Genomic DNA, 21,208 nt, shown 5'->3' on the forward strand with positions numbered 1-21,208 from the left:
TCACACCTCCTGTCGATCGAGCAGCTCCGCCACGACCGAATCGACCGCGTCGGCCGCGGCCGCGAGCGCCGCCTCGACCGGATCGGTGAGCCCGATCCCCTCGGCCACCGACCCGATCTGGCAGCCGACGACCACCATCGGCGGCATCGTGCCGCCGAGCGTTCTGACCATCGAGAACACCGCCTCGGGATTCATGGCGTGCGCGTCGAGCTGGGTGATGGGGTCGTTCGTCTCGTTGGTGTGGAACACCTCGACCCGGCCGGGAGCGCCCCGATCGGGCAGCGCGTCGACGAGCACCAGCGCGTCCCAGCCGTCGAGCAGGTCGTAGGCGAGGTGCATGCCTCGGATTCCGTAGTCGGTGATGCGCACGCTCGGCTCACGGTGGGGCGGCAGTCGCCGCACCACCGCGGGGCCGAATCCGTCGTCGCTCAGGAAGATGTTCCCGATTCCGGCGACCAGCACCTTCTTCGTAGTCTCACCCCTGTCCCTCGGTCGGCGTCGTCGCGCCGCCGACATCGGCGCCGCCCACCTCGCCGGTGGCCGTCTCGTCCGGTCGGTTCGCGGTCTCCTTGCGCCCTTCGTAGGGCGGCACCGCCGCCTCGGTATCGCTGGGCGGCTCGGTGGTGAAGCGCTTTTCGCGCTCGGTACGCACCTCGTCGGCGGAGGTCTGCTCCTCGTGCCCGATATCGCCGGGCTCGCGGTCCGCGGGACCGCCTGCGACGGCTTCCGACCCGGTATCGCGCGAACCGGGTTCGCCGCGTGCGGATTGTGACTCTTCGTTCTTGTCACCCATGACTCGTCCTCCCGATCGCTACATGTGGCGGATCTTCAGATAGCGGCGGATGTCCGGTATCGACCGCAGCCCGATGAGGGCGAACACCGCGGCGATCGCCGCCAGGATGACCACCGCGATCACTCCTACCGTTTCCATGGCCGACCCTTCCTTTCATTTCCTTCGGTCTTCGTCGGATGGTCTGTCGAGCGGCTCGATCTCGTCGGGCGCGAAGTAGAGGTAACGGCCGTACCACTCGTGCAGGTCGGCGGCGGGGTCGTTGTCGATGACCACCCCGACGTGCACGTCGCCGTCGACGTCTTCGTGCACCGACACCACCCGCGCCCGCTCGCCGTCGTAGAACAGATCGTGGGCGTCGGCGCGCCGGGATGGATGCAAACGGACCCGGCTGCCGCGGCGCACCAGCACCCCGGCGACCACGATCGCGTCGGATTCGGGTCGCACGGCGTTATCGGCCGCGGGATCCCACCAGTCGAGATCGTCCGGAACCTCGGGAAGCACGCGCGGCCGGTCCGCCGGTTCCCGCAGCTTGCCGTGCAGCCGGTCCAGCTGCTCGGGGGTGGTGGCGTCGCAGCGGTCGACGATCCGCGCCGCCAGCGGATCGGTGGCGCGCGCCTGGTCCTTCTCCTCGTCGGTCAAGGTCATCACGCGCAGGGTCAGGATCTCGTCGATCTCCGTCGAGTCGAACAGCGGACCCTCGCTCTGCTCGGCGATCTCCGGGTGGTCGTAGAGGATGATCGGTGAGACGAGCAGCAGGGTACGGTTGCCCGCCGGTCCGGCCAGGACGGGGAAGCATCGGTGGTGGGTGCATTGCTCGGCGGCCGCGGCCGCTTCCTGTGGCGGCTCCAGCAGGGACGCGAACTCGCCGCCCTCGACCTCGGCGATCACATGCGCGCCGAGCATCGAGCACGCGAGCGCGTCCTGCTTGTCGCGCGGCGCGGCGGCGGCGTTGCGGACCGTGACCGTCACGCGGCGGCAGCCCGCCACGTGGTCGACCGACAGCTCCAACCGGCCGTCGATCGGCTCGCGGGTCCGAACGAGCCTGCCCGCGACAGTGCCCGCGGCGTCGTGCACGTCCTCGACGTCGACGCCGCCCGGGACGTGTACACGAAACACCGTGTGTTCCAGCGGCATCGGCCCGTAGTCGATCTCGTGCTCGACAGCCTCGTCCCAGCTGACCGAGGTGCGGCCGTCGACGTCGAGCTCGGCGACTTGCCTGCCCTGCGGGTCTTCGACCGTGCGCCGCTGTAGTTGCAGGAACCGCACGGCGAGGCCGAGTGTGGCATCGTCGCCCGCGACGATCGGGAACTGTGCGCGCAGCTCCGGTTCCTCGCCGATCCCGGCCTCGGCGGCGCCTTCCGGGCCGAGCACGCCGAATTGCCAGCGGCACTGATTCTTCCGGGTATTCGCCCGGTACGGGTACAGCAGGTACCCCTCGTACAGCACCGCGTCGGCGACCGCGCGGGCCCTGGCGCGCGCGGACCGGACCGATCGTCCCGTGGTCATGTCGCTTCCCGGCCTGCCGCGAGAAGTTTGGTCACCGCGTCGTCGTAGCCGAGCAGGCCGCGTTCGGATTTGAACGCCGACAAGGCGTCGAGCGTCTCGCGGGACAGGCGGATCCAGCCGGAATTGGGGAAGTGCGCGGCCATCAGGTCGCGCCACACCGAGACCGGCATGTCGAAGGTGTCCTCGCGATCCCACGGCACCTGCTGCACCGCGAAACCGCCCTCCCCCCTGATGAATACCGTTCCGCTGAACAGAAACCGCAGCGGCACCGTGCCATCGCGCAACGCGTGCAGGTACTTCGATCCCGCCACCTCGAAGTCGTAGGTGCACTGCATCGGCAGATCCACCTCCGCGCCGCCGGTGAACCCGGGAATCGTTGTCGCGCAGTGCATCCAGAGGAAGGTGCGCTGCGTGTCCTGCCATCGTTCGCGCGCGCCGAAGAGGTCGGTCAGCCCCGCCGCTTCCTCGTCGGTGTAGGACCGGCGACGCGGTTCGATCCTGACCTGCGCCCGCAGCGCGATGGCGTGCACGGGCTCCTCGGCCAGCGCCGCGATGCCGACGCGCGCCGACAGAATCGGCGTCACCGCGTACGGCTCGGGCTTGATGCCGAGCACGGCGAAGGTGATCGAATAGGCCGGACTCATCGCGCACCGCCCGGCCGCGCCCGCGTCGTCATCGCCGCGAAGAAGTCCTCGATGTACCGGTGCGCCTCTTGGCCGCCGTCGAAGCCGTGCCACAGCAGCCGCATCCGGCCGACGAACTCGTAGCAGGCGTCGATGGGCAGCAGCAGGCAGGCGCCGGGACCGCCGCGGTGCGGCATCCGGATCAGCAACGCCTCGACATCGTCGGCCGCGACGTCGAGCTGTGGATGGCGCTCGAGAATCGCGTGCCAGCTCGGCAACGGGAGCTCGGACTCGGTCGCGCCCGCCGGGCCGGGATAGAAGGCGACGGTGCGCCCGAGCGTGGAGTTGCGGAAGAAGAAGGCCAGTCCGACCGGGATCTCGAGCGCGTCCCACTCCGCCTGGTCGACGACCACGTCCGGAAACGCCAGGTAGCGATTCGGCACCGCCCGGTACCGCAGGTCGGCCGCGCTATCGGTGAACAGCAGATAGCAGGCGCGGCATACGCACATGAGCTGCCTGCCCTCGATGCTCACCACGTGCTGGTGCTGCTCACCGATGGGTTCGGCGCACATTTCGCAACGCTCACCGGCCGGGGCCGGAGCCGGTCGCGGCGCGGTGAGACGTCGCAGCACGCCGAACGGTGACGTCATCCGGCCACCTCCGCCGGAATCGCCACCGACAGCTCGCCCGATCGCACCAGCACCGGCAACGGTTCGAGGTGACCGTCGCCGTCGACGCGCGCACCGGCGTGGACCGCGTCGAAATGCGCCCCGCACGACGGACATCGCAGCACGGCGTCGCCCACCGGGAAGCCGAGGCGACGGTGCAGCGCCGCGCCCGCCATGGAACCGCCGCAGGCCGCGCACCGGTCGCGGTAGACGAACAGCTCGTCGCCGACCCGGCAGGCCAGCACCGCGATCCCGGCCACCGCGAATCCGCCGACTTCGCCGGACCCGATCTCGTCGAGCTCGGGCACCGCGATCCAGCTGCCCTGGTGCTCAGCGTGCACGCGCGCGAACAACGACTCCGCCGCGATCACGCCCGAGCCGGACGCGGGCTCGGCCGCGACCACTTCGATCGCCGTGATCTCCGGCGCGGCGGCGTGCACCGCGTCCTCCACGGCCAGCTCCAACGTCACCGACGACGACGGGCAGCTGCGGCAGCTGCCCGCGAACTCGAGCCGCACGACACCGTCCTCGATGCCGCGCAGCTCGACGTCGCCGCCGTGCGAGCCGAGGTAGGGCCGCACGCTGTCCAGCGCGGCACGCACCCGCGTCGTCAGGTCGTGCGGGTGCAGTCCGTGCACCAACAGCAGACTCGCGACCAGGTCGTCACTCGCCAGACGTTCGATCGCCGCGTCGTCGAGCAGGCCGACGATGCGCTCCAGGCCCGCGCCGTAGAGGTCGGCGACCTCGCGGACCAGCTGCTCGGCCCGCTCCCTTGCCGCGACGCCGCCCACGGAACTCGATTCGAGCAGGGTCTCGATGCGATCGCCCGCGTCACGCCAGCGATCGCCGTCGAGTGCTGCCTCGTCGTGTCCGTTCACAGTGCCCATCTCTTCTCGCGGGCGCGTCATCGGCTACTCCGCGGTGAGCGACTGGGTGGGGGAGTGCAGCGTCTCCAGCGTCTTTCCTTTGCCGAGGTACATGTGCACGCCGCACGGCAGGCACGGATCGAAACTGCGCACGGTGCGCATGATGTCGATGCCCTTGAAATGCTCCCGGTCGTTCTCCTCGAAGATCGCCTGTCCCTGCACCGCGTCCTCGTAGGGCCCCGGCGTGCCGAAGCTGTCCCGAGGGCTGGCGTTCCACGGCGTCGGCGGATACGGGTGGTAGTTGGCGATCTTGCCGTCCCTGATCACCATGTGATGGGAGAGGACGCCGCGCACGGCCTCGGTGAAACCGCAGCCGATGCTCTGGTCGGGAACCTCGAACGTCTCCCAGGTCTTGGTGTGCCCGGCACGGATCTCCTCGATCGCCTTCTCGCAGAAGTGCACCGCGCACGCCGCAGCGTAAGCCTGGAAGTAGGTCCGGGCGCGGTCGCGTTCGATGGTATTGCTACCGGCAGCCGGGATCTTCCATTCGAGCTCGACCGGTCCCTTCAGGGCGGTCTTGGGCAGGTTGATCTGCACGCTGTGCCCGGTCGACTTCACGTAGCCGATGTCGACCAGCCCGGCCAGCGCCGTCGACCACAGCCTCGCCAGCGGGCCGCCGCCGGTGTCCAGCGCCAGATGGTCGGTGCCGTCGAACCAGCGCGGCGACATCACCCAGCTGTACTTGTCCTCCAGGTCGCGCTTCTGCGGCTTGGGGTTGGTGTGCTGGTTCCACGGGTGGCGCCGATCCACCGGGTTGCCGAGCGGATCGGTCTGCACGAAGGTCTCCTGGTCGGTCCAGTCGTCGTAATACGAACTGCCCAACAGGATTCGGATACCGAGGTTGATGTCGACCAGGCTGGTCGTGATCAGCTTGCCGTCCAGCACGATGCCGGGGGTCACGAACATCTTGCGACCCCAGTCCTCCATGTCCTTGTACTCGAAGTTGCAGACCTCAGGGTCCTGGAACGAACCCCAGCACCCGAGCATCGTGCGGCGCAGGCCAACCTTGTCGTAACCGGGCAGCGCTTCGTAGAAGAAGTCGAACAGATCGTCGTGCATCGGCACGGTCTTCTTCATGAACTCCACGTAGCGCATCAGGCGCGTCATGTAGTCGGTCATCAGCTGGATGGTGGCGACCGTGCCGACGCCGCCGGGATACAGCGTCGACGGATGCACGTGCCTGCCTTCCATCAGGCAGAACATCTCCCGCGTGTAGCGGCTGACCTGGAGGGCCTCGCGGTAGAAATCGCCGCTGAACGGGTTGAGCGCCCGCATGATGTCGGCGATCGTCCGGTATCCGTGCGCGTCGGCGTGCGGGGCTTCGGTGCGCTCGGCCCTGGCCAGCACGCCGGGATTGGTCTCGGAGACCATCTTCTCGCAGAAGTCCACGCCGACCAGGTTCTCCTGGAAGATGTTGTGGTCGAACATGTATTCGGCGGCCTCGCCGAGGTTGACGATCCACTCGCCCAGGTGCGGCGGCTTCACCCCGTAGGCCATGTTCTGGCAGTAGCACGAGCAGGTGGCGTGGTTGTCACCGCAGATGCCGCAGATGCGACTGGTGATGAAGTGGGCGTCGCGCGGATCCTTGCCCTTCATGAAGATGGAGTAGCCGCGGAAGATCGACGACGTGCTGTGGCACTCGACGACCTCCCGATTCTCGAAATCGATCTTGGTGTAGATACCAAGGCTGCCGACGATCCGGGTGATCGGATCCCACGCCATCTCGACGAGGGCGTTCGGGTCGATCTTGCGGTGCGACGGCTCCGGAATGATCTGAGTCATCGAAGTCCTCCTACCACGTACGGGTCGCGCCGGATTCCAGCTTTTCGCCGCGGTGCCGCCAGCGCGGCTCCTTGTCCACGGTGCGGCCGGTGACGTTGCGCAGGCTCCGGATCACCGACCCGTACAGGCCCGAGGCCACCGACGAGAACTTGCCACCGGGTGGCTCGTCCATGAACGGCATGAACTTGTCCGGGAAACCCGGCATGGTGCAGCCGATGCAGATGCCGCCGACGTTGGGGCATCCGCCGATGCCGCTCATCCAACCTCGTTTGGGCACATTGCATTTCACGACCGGACCCCAGCAGCCGAGTTTCACGATGCACTTCGGCGATCCGTACTCGGTGGCGAAATCGCCCTGCTCGTAGTACCCGGCGCGATCGCATCCCTCGTGGACGGTCGCGCCGAACAGCCACTTGGGCCGCAGCGCTTCGTCCAGCGGGATCATCGGCGCCTGGCCCGTCGCCATGTAGAGCAGGTAGGTCAGGGTCTCGGAAAGGTTGTCCGGCTGGATCGGGCATCCCGGCACGCACACGATCGGAATACCGGCCTTGCTCTTCCAGTCCCACCCGAGATAGTCCGGCACACCCATCGCCCCGGTCGGATTTCCGGCCATCGCGTGGATGCCGCCATAGGTGGCGCAGGTGCCCGCGGCGACGATCGCGGTGGCCTTCGGTGCGAGACGATCCACCCATTCGCTGGTCGTCATCGGCTGGGCGGTCTCCGGGTTGTTGCCGAACCCGCACCAGTAGCCTTCGGTGTGGAGCTTCTCGTTGGGAATCGATCCCTCGACGACCAGGACGAACGGTTCGAGTTCGCCGCGGTCGGCCTTGAAGAACCATTCGAGGAAATCGTCGGCCCCACCATTCGGGCCGCTTTCGAAATCGATCAGAGGCCAATGGACGGCAACCTTGGGGAGACCGGGGAGTGAACCCAGGGCGATCTCCTCGATGCTGGGCTGGGAGGCGGCAGTCAGCGCCACCGAGTCACCGTCACAACTGAGGCCGGCATTGATCCAGAGAACGTGGATCAACGTATCTTCGGCTTTGACTGCTTCCTGAGTAGGCATCAAATGCCACCTTTCGAAGCTGGAGCGCCGTACAGACGTCTCTGTGAAAGACCGTACGGAATGTGACACTCGTCACGACAGTCTATGCGGGGGTTGTAGCTTCCTCAAGGGAGGTGGACGGCGAGGACTTGTGCCCCGAAATCCACGTGTACCAGCTAGGCAAGCCCTCGCCCGTGATCGCGGACACCGGCAGAATCGGCACGCCGGGATTGATCGAGTGCGCGTACTCGGCGCACCGATCGAGATCGAAATCGACGTAGGGAAGCAGGTCGATCTTGTTGACGACCACCAAGTCGGCGGCCGCGAACATGTGCGGATACTTCAGCGGCTTGTCGGTGCCCTCGGTCACCGAGAACACCACGACTTTGGCGAGTTCTCCCAAGTCGAAGAGCGCGGGGCAGACCAGGTTCCCGACATTCTCGATGAACAGCAGGGTGCCCGGCGCGGGGTCGAGCTCGTCCAGCGCGTGGCGCAACATTTCGGCATCCAAATGGCAACCGGAGCCCGTATTGATCTGCACGACCCGGCATCCGGTCGCCTTGATGCGCTCGGCGTCGAGCAGCGTCTCCTGATCGCCCTCGATCACCGCGACGGGTCGAGCGTCCAGATTGCGGATGGTGCGCTCGAGCAGCGTCGTCTTCCCCGCACCCGGCGAGCTGGTGATGTTCAGGGCCACGATGCCGCTGCGGCGCAGTCGCTCTCTGTTGTGCTGTGCCAGCCGGTCGTTCTTGGCCAGCACCTTCTCCTCCAGGGTCACCGTCTCGGTGACCGGAACGTGCACGTGATCCGCGTGGTCGTGGTCGTCGTGCCCGTGCTCATGGGAGTGGTAGTGGCCTTGGTGGTCGTGGTCGTTCTCGTGGTGGTGGTCGCGCTCGTTCGGCTGGTCGCGCAGGACCGTGATCATGGCCGCCGAATCGCCGCATCCGCAGGTTGCGCACATGGTTCGCTCACCTCCATCGTTCGGATTCGAAGCTCCCGCCCGGATCTGATCTCGACGTCGGCACTGCCGCACGGGCAGAGCAGGATCAGATCGGCGAGGGCGAAATCGGCGCCGCAAGAGCGGCAGACCGCGGTGCCGGGCACCGTCTGGATGACGAGCGCCGCACCCTCCGCATCGGTCCCTTCGGTCGCCAGCTCGAAGCAGAACCGCATCGCCTCGGGCACAATCGCGCACAGCGCGCCGACCTCCACGGTCACGCTGTGCACCCGCCGGCCGGCCGCATGCTCACACACGGTGTCGACGACACTCTGAGTTATCGCCATTTCGTGCATCGTGGCCTCGGCTTTTCGGAGATGACCCCTTTCGAGGCTACTCCGCAGCACATCGCGCTTGCGCCGTAACGGAGAATCCTCCGCGTGGCCGCGGGCGCCGAGGTTCGACTGGCGGCGGGCGCGAGGTTCAACCTTGTCTCAACCCTCGCGCGCGAGAGTGATCCGCACCACGACATGTCGTGTGATCCGAACCGTGACCCAGCGAGGAGTAACAGCCATGACCTACGCCAAGCCCGGTGCCGAAGGCAGCGTCGTCGACTACGCGCGCCGCTACGACAACTTCATCGGTGGTGAATGGACCGCGCCGGTGGAGGGCCGCTATTTCGAGAACCCGTCACCGGTGGACGGCGAGGTGTTCTGCGAGGTGGCGCGTTCGACCGCGCCCGATGTCGAACTGGCCCTCGACGCCGCGCACCGTGCCGCCGACGCCTGGGGCGCGACCTCGACCACTCAGCGCGCCAAGCTCCTCAACAAGATCGCCGATCGGATCGAGGAGAATCTCGAGGCGCTCGCGGTCGCCGAGACCTGGGACAACGGCAAGCCGGTCCGCGAAACCCTGGCCGCCGATCTGCCTTTGGCGGTCGATCACTTCCGGTATTTCGCCGGAGCGATCCGCGCCCAGGAGGGCAGCATCTCCGAAATCGACGCCGACACAATCGCTTACCACTTCCAGGAGCCGCTCGGTGTGGTCGGTCAGATCATCCCGTGGAACTTCCCGATCCTGATGGCGGTGTGGAAGCTCGCGCCCGCGCTGGCGGCGGGTAACGCCGTGGTGCTCAAGCCCGCCGAACAGACGCCCGCGTCGATCATGAAGGTCGTCGAGCTCATCGCGGACCTGCTGCCGCCGGGTGTCGTCAACGTGGTCAACGGTTTCGGCGTCGAGGCGGGCAAGCCGCTGGCGTCCAGTGCGCGGGTGGCCAAGGTGGCGTTCACCGGTGAGACCACCACCGGCCGCCTGATCATGCAGTACGCGAGCGAGAACATCATTCCCGTCACGCTCGAGCTGGGCGGCAAGAGCCCCAACATCTTCCTGCCCGACGTGGCCGCCGCGGACGACGAGTTCCTGGACAAGGCGGTCGAGGGTTTCGTGATGTTCGCGCTCAACCAGGGCGAGGTGTGCACCTGCCCGTCGCGGGCGCTGGTGCACCGCTCGATCTTCGACGAGTTCATGGGCCGCTGCGTGGCGCGCACCAAGGCCATCAAGGGCGGCAACCCACTCGACGAGAGCACCATGATCGGCGCGCAGGCCAGCAACGACCAGTACGAGAAGATCCTGTCCTACATCGACATCGGCAAGAAGGAAGGCGCCGAACTGCTCACCGGCGGCGGGCCGCGCAAGGTGGAGGAATTCGCCGGCGGTTACTACATCGAGCCGACGATCTTCCAGGGCCGCAACGACATGCGGATCTTCCAGGAGGAGATCTTCGGTCCCGTGGTGTCGGTGACCGCGTTCGACTCCGTCGACGAGGCGCTCACCATCGCCAACGACACCCTGTACGGCCTCGGCGCAGGCGTGTGGACGCGCGACGGCAACACCGCCTACCGGCTCGGACGCGGCATCAAGGCGGGCCGGGTGTGGACCAACTGCTACCACGCCTACCCCGCGCACGCCGCGTTCGGCGGCTACAAGAAGTCCGGCATCGGCCGCGAGAACCATCGGATGATGCTCGACCACTATCAGCAGACGAAGAACCTGCTGGTCAGCTACTCGCCGAAGAAGCTCGGATTCTTCTGATGGCCGACGGCGTCGAGCGGGTCGCGCTGACCGAACGCGCGGAAGCGTTGCTGCGCACGCTGATCGAGCGGCACGGCCCGGTCATGTTCCACCAGTCGGGCGGATGCTGCGACGGCAGCGCGCCGATGTGCTACCCGCGCGGCGACTTTCGCGTCGGAGCGTCGGACGTGCTGCTCGGCGTCCTCCCGCAGGAGACGCCGTTCTGGATGAGCGCCGATCAGTTCCGGTATTGGCGTCACACCCATCTCACCGTGGACGTGGTGAGCGGGCGCGGCAGCGGGTTCTCGCTGGAAGCGCCCGAGGGAGTGCGGTTTTTGATCCGCTCGCGGTTGTTCACCGACGCCGAGACCGCGGCGCTGGAGGCGCAGCCGCCACCGCCGTGCGGTGCGGATCCGGCGGCGACGGACGCCGCGAACTCCTAGCGAAGGGAACACGCTCGGTTCCGGCATCGGCCTCGCGACCGGTGCCGGCACCGAGCGCGCGACCACCTTTCTCCGACCTCCGGTATTCGCGGCGCGCGCGAGTTACCCTCGGTGCAGCGAGGATCGCGCCTTCCTGCGTGCGACGACGAACGCAGCGAGGACCGTCGACGATCGAGGACGGAGGGAAGCAGTCGCGACATGGCAGGACACGACTTCCTCTCACAGCGACGCGCCGCGCTGGAGAAGGAATGGGCGCGTTGGGTTCCCACCCGCGCGGCTGCCGCGGGGATCGACAGCTCCAAGCTGCGCGGCGAAGTCGCCCAGTCCTGGATGAGATCTCGGCACACCGTCGATCCCGAGCGGGACTGCGCTCCGGCCGCCGCTGACGACGTAGGCGTGCGCTGGTCCGAGTCGCCGCTGCGGGCGCCGATGTCGGACCTGTCCGACCACCTGCACGCCATCACCCACGACTCCGATTTCGTCGCCGCCGTCACCGACGAGGACGGCACCATTCTGTGGTCGCACGGCGGGGCCGTCATGCGCAGGCGCGCCGAACGCGTCGGTTTCGCGCCGGGTGGTCGATGGGACGAGACGCACATGGGCACCAACGCGCTGTCGCTCACGCTGCGCACCGGGCGGCCGAGCAGTGTGTTCGCCGCGGAGCATCTGGTGGCCGCGCTGCACGAATGGGTCTGCTACTGCGCGCCGATCCGCGGCGCGGACGGGCGACAGCTCGGGGTGCTCGACCTGTCCACCACGTGGGACCGGTCCCATCCGCTCGCCATGTCGACCGTGCGGACCCTGGCCACCGCCATCGAGGCCAAACTGACCCAGAGCACGCGGGCGCCCGGTCCCCGGCTCACCTGCCTCGGCGGCGCCGAACTGATCCGCGAAAACGAGCGAATTCCATTGCGGCGCAGGCATTTCGAGATTCTGACCTTGCTCGCGCTCGAGCCCGACGGTTTCACGCCTGAGCGGCTACAGCTGGCGATCTACGGCGACCGCGCGTCCGCGGCGAGCACCGTGAAGGCCGACGTTTCCCATCTGCGCCGGACAGCGGTCGGCGACATCACCAGCCGCATCTACCGTTTGGCCACCCCGCTCTCCTGCGATGCGGCCGACGTCCTCGCCGCACTGGCAGCGGGGGACACCGCCACCGCTGTCCGCTTGTATCGCGGTCCCTTGCTTCCCGGTTCGCAGACGCCCGGCATCGTCGAATGGCGCGAGTACCTCGAGGTCGGCGTCCGCACCGCGGTCCTGGCCTCCGACGACCCCTCGCTCGCGCTGCGATACGGCGCGAAAGCACTCGAGGACAGCATGATTCACGAGCACGCCTGCCGTCTGCTCCCCACCGCCGACGCGCGGCGAGCGATCGCGACCGCCCGCCTGCGCGCGGCGTCCCGCAGCTGAGACGCACCGGCGTGGCAGCGGGGAATGTCGACCCGCACCGTCGCCATCGTATGCGACTCTGTTCATAGAACCGCGTAGGTGGTGATGGTGAGCATGAGGAGAGTCAGGGTGGCGCCGAAGCCGATGCCTCCGGCGCGGATCGCCGCCCACACGGTGGCGCCGTCCGCCTTGTCGAGGAGGGCGGCGACGACACCCGCGAGGAGGGCGATCGATACGGCGGTGGTCAGCAGCAGGGCTTTCGTGATGAGCGACATGGCTTTCCGTTCGGGAGAGGTGACGTTGCCGGTCTCCATACAGCCCGCGAATCTCGACGCCTACCAGTCGCCGGATCGGATTTCGTGCGACTGTGCCCAGGTCGGCGGGTGTTTCCCGGCTTCGCGACTCGTACCGAGCCGGGCCGAGCCGAGGCGGACGCGGCGCCGGTGAGCGACAGGGATTCTGCGCGGGCGGTATTCCTCGCCGGATGGCGCGAATTGCACAGGGCGGCAGGGTCGCCGTCACCGACCGCGGTGGCGCGGGCGATCGGCGGCGCGGTCCCGATCAACACCTTGTCGGGCTGGTTCCACGCGGACGACGACGCGGTGGTCGTGCCGCGCGACGAACGCGGATTCGAGACTGTCTTGCGCTACCTCTACCGCAGGTCGGGGCGCGTGCCCGCCGGGCGTGCCGTGGACGGGCGGACGATGTCGAGCTGGCAGAAGCTGCGCCGCGATGCCCGCAAGCGCGCTCGCACGCCGGAGCCGGTCGAACCGGAGGCCGTGCGCTCGGTGGCGCCGACGTCGCGTCCCGTCGTGACGAGCGCGTTGCGCAGGGATGTCGCGGCGCTGCTCGGCCGAGACGACGTGCTGGAGCGGATTCTGCGCCTCGCGGATCCGGAGAGCCCGTCGCGGATCGTCACCGTCGACGGAATGGCGGGCGTCGGCAAGACGGCATTGGCCACGCGCGCCGCGCATCGGTTGGCGCCCGCGTTTCCCGACGGCCGATACTTCGTGGAACTGCACGCCCACACGCCGGGCCACGGCACGGTCGACCCCGACGACGTGCTGGCACGGCTGCTGATCGGTGTGGGCATGGATCCGCGGACCATTCCGGAGACCTTGCCTGGTCGACGCGACCTGTGGCGAGATCGGTCCAGCGGCAAGCGGATTCTGCTCGTGCTCGACGACGCACGAGACGTTCACCAGATCGAACCCCTGCTGCCGTCCGGTGGCGGCTGCTTCACACTGGTGACCAGTCGCAGGCGGCTGGTCGCACTCGACGGAGCGACGCCCCTTCCCCTGCCCATGCTCGAACCGGAGCCCGCGGCGAAACTGTTCGCGGCGATCGCGGGCCGGGAGCAGCATCGCGCTGCCGACGACGCCGCGGTGCGGCGGATCGTGGCACTGTGCGGGTACTTGCCGCTGGCCATCGTGTTGCTGGCGGGTCGCGTCGCACACCATCCCGCCTGGAGCATCGCCGAACTGGCCGAGGAGTTCGCGGCGTTCGACAACGACCGATTGGACGAACTCGATGTCGGCGACCGCGCCGTGCGCATCGCGTTCACCATGTCGTACGAGCGGCTGCCCGCTCGACGGCAGCAGTTGTTCCGATGGCTCGGGCTGCACCCCGGAAGCGAGGTCGACGTCGCCGCAGCGTCAGCGCTGTGGGACTGCGCGCAAGGCCGGGCGCGGCGCGAATTGGAAGCCCTGTATGCCGACCACCTGCTCGAGGAGACAGTTCGCGGCCGCTACCAATCTCATGACCTGCTCAGGGAATACGCGCGCACACTGTGCGCCTCGGACCCGGCCGAGGCGGTCGACCGAGCCTTGTCCAGGCTGCTCGACCACTTCGAGTCTCGATCGGCCGCCGCGAGCCGGCTACTGACCCGCCTGCACCAACCCACGACGACACCCGCCGACCCCGCGCCGCGCGCCGAACCGGGCCCGGAATTCGACGACGAGCGCGCCGCCCTCGCGTGGATGCGCCTCGAACGCGCGAACCTGCTGGCCTGTCTCGACCTCGCCGCGTCGAAGCACCCGCGGCGGGTCGCGATACTGGCCGCGTCCCTGGCGAGTCTGGTCGAACGGGACGGCCCGTGGGGCGAAGCTGTTCGGCTGCACCGATTGGCGGCGGAAACAGCGCGGCGGCTGCACGATCGGTCCGCGGAAGCCGATGCATTGGACAGCCTCGGCGTCGTCTACCGATTCACCGGCAGATACCCCGAGTCAGCGGACGCGCACCGAGCGGCGCTCGCGATCTATCGCGAGCTGGGGCATCGTCACGGTGAAGCCAACGCGCTCAACCACTTAGGGGCGACGCGCTGGTTCTCGGACGATCAGGACTTCGCGGAGGCGGCCGATCTACACGGTCGAGCATTGGCGATCTATCGCGAAACAGGCCACCGCTGCGGTGAAGCGCTCGCACTCAACAGCCTCGCCATCGTGCATCGGTTCGGAGGCCGGCACGCCGAAGCTTCGAAGTTGCATGAAGGAGCCCTCGCGATCTACTCGCAACTCGGCGACCGCCGGGGAATGGCGAACGTTCTGGAAGGCATCGGCATCGTGGCGAGACTGACCGGGGATCACGCCGAAGCGTCGCGCTCGCACGAACAGGCATTGGCCTATTACCGCCTGCTCGGCGATCGTTACGGCGAAGCCAGCGCACTGAGCAATCTCGGAGTCGCAGGCAGACTGACCGGCGACGCGACCTCGGCCGTCGAGTTGCACAGGCAGAGCAGATCGCTGTGCCGAGAGGTCGGTGTGCGTCTCGGCGAGGCTTACGCCGTCCTGCAGCTCGGGGCGGACTACGCTGCGCTCGGCGATCACCGTGCGGCGAACCGGTATCTCGGCCAAGCCGCCGAGCTCTATCGCGACTTGGACCATCCGGAAGGTCGAGCCGAAGCGGCGAACTATCTCGGAGTCGTCGCGCGGTCCAGCGGAAACTACGGTGCGGCAAGGGATCTCCACGAGCAGGCGCTGCGGATATGCCGCGATCTCGGCCATCGGCACGCCGAGGCCGAAGCGCTGGCCGAGCTCGGCTCGGTGCACGTGGCGACAGCGGAGTACGCCGACGCGGCCGCTTGTTTCGACGAATCGCTGCGCATCTACGCCGAACTCGGCGACGTGTTCGGCCACGCTACGGTCTCGAACAAGCTCGGCGCGCTCTGCGCCGCCACCGGTGAGCACGAACAAGCCTCGTCGCACTACGCCGAAGCACTCGAGCTCGGCCGCCGAACCGGCGGACGCGTGGAGGAGGCTCGCGCGCTGGAAGGCCTCGCCCGCAGCCGATTCGCCCTCGGCGATCGAGAACAGGCTGTGAACGATCTACGGGCTGCCGTCGAAATCTACCGTCGCGCCGGTGTTCCCGAAGCCGCCTCGGCGACAACCTTTCTCGCGACCATCACCGGCGGCGCAGAGTAATCCGTCGGGATATCCTCCAGCGTGCTGCGATCGGTGATCGGTAATTCGGACCGAAACCGCCGAGCAGTGCCACATAGTGTCATAGAAGTGCGCCAACCGGACCACGGTCGGTTGGCGCACTTCGCGGTGTTGAGACTGGCGGCCTTTCGCTCAGCGGCCTATCGCCGCAGTCCTCGGACAAACGTGCGGTCGTCGGATACGCAAGTGTCGGGCAATGCCCCGAGCACGACCGCGTAAGCGAGCGCTAGCTGTTGCTGCTGCCAGTGCCGGCGCCGACCGATTGGCCGGTGATGATCGACCTGAGAAGCGTCAAGATCCACGCCATAGGGTCGAAACTCATAGGTACCCCTTTCTGTTTCTTCGAGGAGGTGGACCCGTCGAGGCAGAAGGCTTCCGCCCTGTGTCTCGGCGTCCCAGCTTTGAACCCTGAATAGACCCACCCATCTCGCTGCGGCATCCCTCCGAGTGCGGTGGGTCTGTGATTCATTCGGAACTGCGCCGTTGCTGGATGAGCGATCATCTCTCGCCCTCACAGCCAGCCTCGCCGGTTACCGGACAACTACGGTTATCGGGCAGTACCTTGCAGCCCTCTGGCCGTCGAGGGGGGCCGAGCGCCACGGTCTGCCCGTTCCGGGCTACAGGGCAGACCTCGGCGTCCTCCGGAACCGAAACCATCGATTTACGCAGACCAGACGGGCGTCGAGAGCGATCCGTCCTACGACACTGTGTGGAGCTGGAAGCGATGTCATCTCCGCCGGCTACTCGTGGAGCGCGCCGCCGTCAGGGCGCATCCAGCACACTTACCGGAACCCCATAGGGCAGAAACCGCACCCGACGGCGGGCATCGGTGTTGTCGCGATGCGCGCGCAGGGCCTCGAGCTCGCTCGGGAAGACCTGGTCAACCCTGGCCTCGCCGTTGTCATCGATGCTGTAGATCGCCCACACCCCGCTGCCGGTCTCACCGGTGGTCTCGCCCTCGGATTCCGGTGGACGTGGCCGTTGCGGTTGGACGAACTGACCGAGCAGCGACGCCAGTGAGCTGACGCTCGCGTGATCTACGCGATCCAGGTATATGCCGGCTTTCCCGAGCAGGTCGCGGAGCTCGGTTCCCGCCTCACGCAGTGCGCGTTCGAAATCTTCCGGATCGATGCCGAAAGGCCCGTTGGTTGGCATCGCATGTGCTCCTCGGGACGAGTTGGGCGCTACGTACGTCCTCAGTGTCCTCGCGAAACGCTGACTTCGCCACGCTGACCTCGCCCGTCCTCGACGCCGTCACGCTTCCCAATGTGCGGGCGATCTCACCGGTGGGTCCCGACCTAGGTGATATCTCGGCGCTTCGTCGGAGAGAACGCCCATCGGTGCGCTGACAGGTCGTTCGGGCTACTGCGCGTGTCGGCTTCTGCGGATTCGGTGGACGACCGAGTTCATGGCGAAGGCCGTCGACAACCATCAGGTGTACGAGGGAGCAGCAGCCGGCTCGAATCCACGTGGTGATCGGCCGCGCCTTCACCGCGGGCTTCTGGTCGCTGTCAGCACTTCGAGACTGACCGGTTCGACGAACTGTCCGCTGGGATCGATCGCCAGCAGGGCGGCGGTGACCTCTTCTTCGAAGGCATCGCGCCGGTCGCCGAGCAGGCGGCGCAGCGGTAGTGAGGTCGAGTAGAGGTAGCCGATGGCCTGATCGATCGTCCATGGACGGTCGAATTCGTACACCCGTCGCCGGACGTACGGGAACGGTGAGCGAGCCAGGATCTGCTCGTGCGATTCGCGGGCGTCGGCCACGGTCGGGGTGCCGGATCGCTGGTCCGGTGGGAGGAAGCGGTGCTGGACCTCTTCGATGGCCAGTTGCCATGCGGTGACCGGCCGCACGAGGCAATGGTCGTTGGCGATCACCAAGCCGTCCTCGACCATGCTATCGAGGGCCGCCAGGACCTGTTCGCGGTCCATCCAATGGAAGGCGCGGCCGATGGTCACCAATCTGAAGCGCCCGAACTCGCCCGGAAGATCCGACGAACTACCTTGGGCCCACGTCACATTCGTGACGTCGGCTGCCCGGGCCTGCCGGTCGGCCTCGATGAGCATCTCGGGCTCGGGGTCCACGCCGACCGCTGCGCCGACGTGTTGGGCGAGCGGAAGGGTCAATTGGCCGGTGCCGCAGCCGAGATCGAGCAGACGCCCCGTGCCGTCGAGGCCGAAGGACTGGATCACGTCGCCGATGAACGCGTCCGGATAGCCGGGCCGATAGCGGGCGTAGTGCCAGGCGGTTCCGGTGAACGGGCCGCCATTCGGGTTTTCGAGTGAATCGGTCATGGTGAACTCCCACGAGAGTCGGTGAGCTGCTTGCGAGTTCGGGAATTCGATGGCCGTCGGTGACTTTTCCGGCGGGCGTCTCGCCGTGCCTGTCGATCCCGGGCGAGGTGCCGAGAATTCACGGCACCGGTGCCGCAGGCCTGGTTGCTCGCTCGAGCGCCCGGTACAGCCAGTACTGGGCGGCTCCGGCGGTGGTTTCTCCGGTGATCTCGGTGGTGAGCTTCCAGTACCGGTGGATGCGCGGGTCGGTGTCGTTGCCGCCGTGCAGAATTCGTTGCCGGAAGCGCGGTGTGTCGCCTTCGCGGCGGGCGGCGGCGTGGGCGGCGAGGAATTGGTCGAGCTCGATTCCCGGCCGCGGTTCGACGCGGGCGACGACCAGCGGCCCCGCGATCCCACACGCTTCGGCGACTCCGGTGAGGAGTACCCGTTTGTCGTGGATGCCGACGGGATCGGGCCGCCATAGCTGGCGTGACATCGCGGGAGCCGACGCCGGATCGGCTGTGACGGTGACGAGTTCGGCGTAGGCGACGACTTGCCGCGCAGTGGGGTCGGCGGGCGGTTCCGGGATGTTCATGGCGACGAACCCGTCGAACATGTCCGAGGGCAGGGGAGCGAGCAGTCGTCGCCAGAACGTGACGAGGCTGTCGTAGGCGGCGTGGCGGTCGTGCACTGCGGCGAGCAATGCCAGGCGCGCGGCTCGCCGGGACGGCGGTGCGTCTTCGACCGCGACCAGCGAGGCCCGCCGCCAGGTAAGCGTGCCCAATTCGGTGTCGAGCGCGGCCCGTTCGATGGCCACCGCCTCGGAGATCGACACCCTGGCGGTGAGAACGTCGACGATCGCGGTCAGGCTCAGACCGAGCCCACGGAGCCGGCGCACCAACAGCACCTGGTCGACCGTGGTGACGGGATCGAACAGCCGATGACCGCCCGAGCTGCGCCGCGGCTCGAGTATGCCCTCGTCGCAGTAGAAGCGCAGCGTGCGGACGGGCACGCCGGTCTGCCGGGACAACTCTCCGATGCCCACCAAGCCGTCACGGCGCGTGTTCTCGGTCACAATCGCTGGAACCTCCACCCCACTGGAATTCCTACCGTACTGGAACATCCACCGGGAGAAGGAGAATGCGAATGGCCGCCAACGAACCGATGACCACCGAGCAGATCTGGCGGGCTGTCGCCACCGAGCGCGTGACCCTGGTCGAACTGCTGGCGTCCCTGCCCGAAGCGGCATGGGACCATGCCTCCCTGTGCGCGGACTGGCGGGTGCGTGATGTGGTCGCGCACGTGATCCTCTCCGCCCGGCCGAATCTCGGCTCGATCCTGGTCGATCTGATTCGCGCCCGCGGTGATCTGCACCGGCTGATCCGCGACACCGCCGTCCGCCACGCGCAGCGCCGCACGACCCGGCAGCTGCTCGCCGAGCTGCGCGACAGCATCGACGCACAGGTCGCGGCGCTCGGCACCACGCCGACCGACCGGCTGATGGATGTGCTCGTGCACGGCCAGGACATCGCCGTCCCCCTCGGCGTCGAGAGGGAGATGCCGGTCGCCGCTGCGCGATCCGCCCTCCAACGCGTCTGGGATATGGGGTCCCCGTTTCACGCTCGCGAGAAGCTCGGTGGCTACCGGCTCGTGGCGACCGACGACGAGTGGGCCGTCGGTGACGGACCGGTGATCGAGGGATCGCTGACTGCGTTGCTACTGCTGACGACCGGTCGCGACGCTGCGCTGGATCAGCTCACGGGGGATGGGGTGGCACGGTTGATCTCGGAGCGGCGGTAGTCGGCGCAGGTCGTTCGGCGTGGCGGCGGCCGGTCGGTCGGCGTCGCGACCGAGTCGCCGCCCCGGCAGTACGGTCTCGCGCGGTCGGGCCGTCGTCGTCTCGGCGCGGCTCGACCACTCCGCCCCGCGCCTTCAGGTCGGCGTGGACACCGGAAACCGTTAGCGGGGTTGTCCTTTCGTCTCACCGGGCGGCGGCATCCCGCGCCAGTGCAGGACTTCGAGTGCGGCGGCGACCGCGATCGGATTGGTCGCGAGCGGGCGTGGGAGGAGGGCTTTGGCGTGGTCCAGTCGCCGGATGACAGTGTTGCGGTGGGTGAAGAGGCGTTCGGCGGTGCGCGAGGTGTTGCATTGTTCGCGCAGGTACGTCGCGAGCGTGCGACGGGTTTCGGGATCGGCGTGCAGGAGAGCGCCGAGCGTGTCACGGACGAATTCGTCTGCGCGAGTGGGGTCGCCGGTCATGAGGGCGACGAGCGCGACGTCGTCGTAGTGGGCGACCCGTTGCGGCGAGGTGAGTCTGGCGAGCATGCGTTGCGTGGTCAGCGCGTCGAGGTGGCTCCGGCGGAAGCCGTCTACGTCGCGGCCTGGGCGCCCGATCGCGACGTAAACTGCCGCGTCGGGGTCGAGCCGTTCCGTCACGCGCTCCGTGGTCACGGCCGTGCCGACCGGCAACCACACCCAGAGAGCCGCGGACGCGGCGACGATCGTCAGCCTGCGTGTCGCGTCGCTCACGCGGGTGAGCGCTTCGGCGGCGGACTCGAGCGCACCCGCGTCGGCGCCTGTGCTGCTCCAGACGATCGCGGCGGTTTGCGGCCCGGTGAGGTTGTAGCCGAGCTGCATCTCGGCGCGCGCCCGGTGGATGGGCGCGCCCTCTAGCAGCAGCGTCACCGCGGACAGGCGATCGACGGTGCCCCCGAGCCGGACGAGTTCGCGGTCGAGCTGCTGCCCGATGGCGTCGATGGTGTCATCGATGTAGGTCGAAATGGATCGTTCGGAGACGTCGAGCAATTCGGCGAGTTCGGCTCGGTCGTCGGTGAGGTCGAAACACAGTCGCATCCAGCGGCGCCAGGCCACGCTCTGCCCGAGGCGGTAGGCGTCGAGCGCGCCCGGATCCATGCCGCGCCTGGCCAGGTCGCGGGCGATGTGCAGCGTTTCCGGGGCGAGGTTCGGCGGGACGCGGCGACCCGGGTTGCGCACGTTGAATTCGGCCCAGTGGCGCAGGATGGCCGCGCTTCCGGTGCGCATGCTGGCGGCGAGCGCGGGGTCGTCGACAGGGGCATGCGCTTGGAGGCGGTCGAGCGTGGCGGTGTACAGCTCCTCGAGCCAGTCCGCGCTGGGGTCGAGCATGATTTCCGCACCGCGCCGGATCAGCTCTCGCACCGCAGTCGACGGAGACGGCAAAGGCGCGGTCATGGTGAACACTATGCACCGAATTCCGGGCGAATGAGAGGCGGATTGTTCTAGCGATAGGCCGGGCTCGAGGTGCATCGTTGAACGTACGGGATTCGAGTCGCCAGGTAC

At 67.9% G+C, this 21,208-nt stretch carries 20 protein-coding genes; 5 read left to right on the forward strand and 15 right to left on the reverse strand.

The features are described from left to right. The 10 genes from AB0H50_RS13950 to AB0H50_RS13995 all read right to left on the reverse strand — a co-directional run bounded on the left by AB0H50_RS13950 (window position 1) and on the right by AB0H50_RS13995 (window position 8,636). On the reverse strand, window positions 1-516 hold the full coding sequence (locus AB0H50_RS13950) for a hydrogenase maturation protease (RefSeq protein WP_357451197.1): 516 nt from the start codon (window positions 514-516) through the stop codon (window positions 1-3). Further along, window positions 476-793, reverse strand: coding sequence for a hypothetical protein (locus AB0H50_RS13955; protein WP_357451200.1), 318 nt, complete (start codon window positions 791-793; stop codon window positions 476-478). Before AB0H50_RS13955 ends, AB0H50_RS13950 begins: the two co-directional genes overlap by 41 nt. A gap of 153 nt (window positions 794-946) precedes the next feature. Further along, the gene (locus tag AB0H50_RS13960) at window positions 947-2,299 is read right to left on the reverse strand and encodes a hypothetical protein (protein WP_357451203.1); all 1,353 of its coding nucleotides are present in this window, start codon (window positions 2,297-2,299) and stop codon (window positions 947-949) included. After that, window positions 2,296-2,943: a DUF6084 family protein gene (locus AB0H50_RS13965; protein ID WP_357451206.1), complete on the reverse strand. Its 648-nt coding sequence runs from the start codon at window positions 2,941-2,943 to the stop codon at window positions 2,296-2,298. Before AB0H50_RS13965 ends, AB0H50_RS13960 begins: the two co-directional genes overlap by 4 nt. Continuing rightward, on the reverse strand, window positions 2,940-3,572 hold the full coding sequence (locus AB0H50_RS13970) for a DUF5947 family protein (protein ID WP_357451208.1): 633 nt from the start codon (window positions 3,570-3,572) through the stop codon (window positions 2,940-2,942). The genes AB0H50_RS13965 and AB0H50_RS13970 overlap by 4 nt, the downstream gene beginning before the upstream one ends. Continuing rightward, window positions 3,569-4,477 (reverse strand): NifU family protein, encoded by a 909-nt coding sequence (locus tag AB0H50_RS13975; protein WP_357451578.1) that lies wholly within the window; start codon window positions 4,475-4,477, stop codon window positions 3,569-3,571. Before AB0H50_RS13975 ends, AB0H50_RS13970 begins: the two co-directional genes overlap by 4 nt. Before the next feature lie 24 nt (window positions 4,478-4,501). Further along, window positions 4,502-6,298, reverse strand: a complete 1,797-nt coding sequence (locus tag AB0H50_RS13980; RefSeq protein ID WP_357451211.1) for a nickel-dependent hydrogenase large subunit — start codon at window positions 6,296-6,298, stop codon at window positions 4,502-4,504. A 10-nt stretch (window positions 6,299-6,308) separates the two neighbouring features. Continuing rightward, on the reverse strand, window positions 6,309-7,364 hold the full coding sequence (locus AB0H50_RS13985; protein WP_357451214.1) for a hydrogenase expression protein HypE: 1,056 nt from the start codon (window positions 7,362-7,364) through the stop codon (window positions 6,309-6,311). An 82-nt stretch (window positions 7,365-7,446) separates the two neighbouring features. Next, window positions 7,447-8,304 carry a hydrogenase nickel incorporation protein HypB gene (hypB, locus tag AB0H50_RS13990; RefSeq protein ID WP_357451217.1) on the reverse strand — a complete coding sequence of 286 codons (858 nt, stop codon included), beginning with the start codon at window positions 8,302-8,304 and terminating at the stop codon, window positions 7,447-7,449. Beyond that, the gene (locus AB0H50_RS13995) at window positions 8,265-8,636 is read right to left on the reverse strand and encodes a hydrogenase maturation nickel metallochaperone HypA (protein WP_357451220.1); all 372 of its coding nucleotides are present in this window, start codon (window positions 8,634-8,636) and stop codon (window positions 8,265-8,267) included. Before AB0H50_RS13995 ends, hypB begins: the two co-directional genes overlap by 40 nt. A 217-nt stretch (window positions 8,637-8,853) precedes the next feature. On the opposite strand from AB0H50_RS13995, the gene adh reads away from it, so the two are divergent. From adh to AB0H50_RS14010, 3 genes are all read left to right on the forward strand, one after another. Continuing rightward, entirely contained in the window at window positions 8,854-10,371 is a 1,518-nt protein-coding gene (gene adh, locus AB0H50_RS14000) for an aldehyde dehydrogenase (protein WP_357451223.1), read from the forward strand. After that, the gene (locus AB0H50_RS14005; protein WP_357451226.1) at window positions 10,371-10,793 is read left to right on the forward strand and encodes a DUF779 domain-containing protein; all 423 of its coding nucleotides are present in this window, start codon (window positions 10,371-10,373) and stop codon (window positions 10,791-10,793) included. The genes adh and AB0H50_RS14005 overlap by 1 nt, the downstream gene beginning before the upstream one ends. Window positions 10,794-10,991: 198 nt before the next feature. Then, window positions 10,992-12,203: a transcriptional regulator gene (locus tag AB0H50_RS14010; protein ID WP_357451228.1), complete on the forward strand. Its 1,212-nt coding sequence runs from the start codon at window positions 10,992-10,994 to the stop codon at window positions 12,201-12,203. A 62-nt stretch (window positions 12,204-12,265) separates the two neighbouring features. Here the strand turns inward: AB0H50_RS14010 and AB0H50_RS14015 are convergent, their stop codons facing one another. Further along, window positions 12,266-12,496, reverse strand: a complete 231-nt coding sequence (locus AB0H50_RS14015) for a hypothetical protein (RefSeq protein ID WP_357451231.1) — start codon at window positions 12,494-12,496, stop codon at window positions 12,266-12,268. 129 nt (window positions 12,497-12,625) lie between these two features. Here AB0H50_RS14015 and AB0H50_RS14020 point away from each other — a divergent pair, with 129 nt between their 5' ends. Beyond that, the gene (locus AB0H50_RS14020; protein ID WP_357451233.1) at window positions 12,626-15,601 is read left to right on the forward strand and encodes a tetratricopeptide repeat protein; all 2,976 of its coding nucleotides are present in this window, start codon (window positions 12,626-12,628) and stop codon (window positions 15,599-15,601) included. A gap of 780 nt (window positions 15,602-16,381) precedes the next feature. Here AB0H50_RS14020 and AB0H50_RS14025 read toward each other — a convergent pair. The 3 genes from AB0H50_RS14025 to AB0H50_RS14035 form a co-directional block, all read right to left on the reverse strand. Continuing rightward, complete coding sequence (locus AB0H50_RS14025; RefSeq protein WP_357451236.1) at window positions 16,382-16,774, reverse strand: hypothetical protein; 393 nt, start codon at window positions 16,772-16,774, stop codon at window positions 16,382-16,384. 333 nt (window positions 16,775-17,107) lie between these two features. Next, complete coding sequence (locus AB0H50_RS14030; RefSeq protein WP_357451239.1) at window positions 17,108-17,911, reverse strand: class I SAM-dependent methyltransferase; 804 nt, start codon at window positions 17,909-17,911, stop codon at window positions 17,108-17,110. A gap of 118 nt (window positions 17,912-18,029) precedes the next feature. Then, complete coding sequence (locus AB0H50_RS14035) at window positions 18,030-18,965, reverse strand: MerR family transcriptional regulator (RefSeq protein ID WP_357451242.1); 936 nt, start codon at window positions 18,963-18,965, stop codon at window positions 18,030-18,032. Between the two features lie 71 nt (window positions 18,966-19,036). On the opposite strand from AB0H50_RS14035, the gene AB0H50_RS14040 reads away from it, so the two are divergent. After that, a complete protein-coding gene (locus AB0H50_RS14040) occupies window positions 19,037-19,690 on the forward strand; it encodes a maleylpyruvate isomerase family mycothiol-dependent enzyme (protein ID WP_357451245.1) in 654 nt (217 codons plus the stop codon). A gap of 159 nt (window positions 19,691-19,849) precedes the next feature. Here AB0H50_RS14040 and AB0H50_RS14045 read toward each other — a convergent pair whose 3' ends face one another. Further along, complete coding sequence (locus tag AB0H50_RS14045) at window positions 19,850-21,100, reverse strand: helix-turn-helix domain-containing protein (RefSeq protein WP_357451248.1); 1,251 nt, start codon at window positions 21,098-21,100, stop codon at window positions 19,850-19,852. Window positions 21,101-21,208 lie beyond the last annotated feature (108 nt).

Source organism: Nocardia sp. NPDC050793 (assembly GCF_040654065.1).
GTDB lineage: Bacteria > Actinomycetota > Actinomycetes > Mycobacteriales > Mycobacteriaceae > Nocardia.

Coding starts and splice junctions, on each gene's coding strand:
- adh (WP_357451223.1), top strand. CDS start 8,854: ATGACCTACGCCAAGCCCGGTGCCGAAGGCAGCGTCGTCGACTACGCG.
- hypB (WP_357451217.1), bottom strand. CDS start 8,304: ATGTGCGCAACCTGCGGATGCGGCGATTCGGCGGCCATGATCACGGTC.
- AB0H50_RS14010 (WP_357451228.1), top strand. CDS start 10,992: ATGGCAGGACACGACTTCCTCTCACAGCGACGCGCCGCGCTGGAGAAG.
- AB0H50_RS14040 (WP_357451245.1), top strand. CDS start 19,037: ATGGCCGCCAACGAACCGATGACCACCGAGCAGATCTGGCGGGCTGTC.
- AB0H50_RS13965 (WP_357451206.1), bottom strand. CDS start 2,943: ATGAGTCCGGCCTATTCGATCACCTTCGCCGTGCTCGGCATCAAGCCC.
- AB0H50_RS13960 (WP_357451203.1), bottom strand. CDS start 2,299: ATGACCACGGGACGATCGGTCCGGTCCGCGCGCGCCAGGGCCCGCGCG.
- AB0H50_RS13950 (WP_357451197.1), bottom strand. CDS start 516: ATGTCGGCGGCGCGACGACGCCGACCGAGGGACAGGGGTGAGACTACG.
- AB0H50_RS13995 (WP_357451220.1), bottom strand. CDS start 8,636: ATGCACGAAATGGCGATAACTCAGAGTGTCGTCGACACCGTGTGTGAG.
- AB0H50_RS14015 (WP_357451231.1), bottom strand. CDS start 12,496: ATGGAGACCGGCAACGTCACCTCTCCCGAACGGAAAGCCATGTCGCTC.
- AB0H50_RS14025 (WP_357451236.1), bottom strand. CDS start 16,774: ATGCCAACCAACGGGCCTTTCGGCATCGATCCGGAAGATTTCGAACGC.
- AB0H50_RS13970 (WP_357451208.1), bottom strand. CDS start 3,572: ATGACGTCACCGTTCGGCGTGCTGCGACGTCTCACCGCGCCGCGACCG.
- AB0H50_RS14030 (WP_357451239.1), bottom strand. CDS start 17,911: ATGACCGATTCACTCGAAAACCCGAATGGCGGCCCGTTCACCGGAACC.
- AB0H50_RS13975 (WP_357451578.1), bottom strand. CDS start 4,477: ATGGGCACTGTGAACGGACACGACGAGGCAGCACTCGACGGCGATCGC.
- AB0H50_RS13985 (WP_357451214.1), bottom strand. CDS start 7,364: ATGCCTACTCAGGAAGCAGTCAAAGCCGAAGATACGTTGATCCACGTT.
- AB0H50_RS13980 (WP_357451211.1), bottom strand. CDS start 6,298: ATGACTCAGATCATTCCGGAGCCGTCGCACCGCAAGATCGACCCGAAC.
- AB0H50_RS14005 (WP_357451226.1), top strand. CDS start 10,371: ATGGCCGACGGCGTCGAGCGGGTCGCGCTGACCGAACGCGCGGAAGCG.
- AB0H50_RS13955 (WP_357451200.1), bottom strand. CDS start 793: ATGGGTGACAAGAACGAAGAGTCACAATCCGCACGCGGCGAACCCGGT.
- AB0H50_RS14045 (WP_357451248.1), bottom strand. CDS start 21,100: ATGACCGCGCCTTTGCCGTCTCCGTCGACTGCGGTGCGAGAGCTGATC.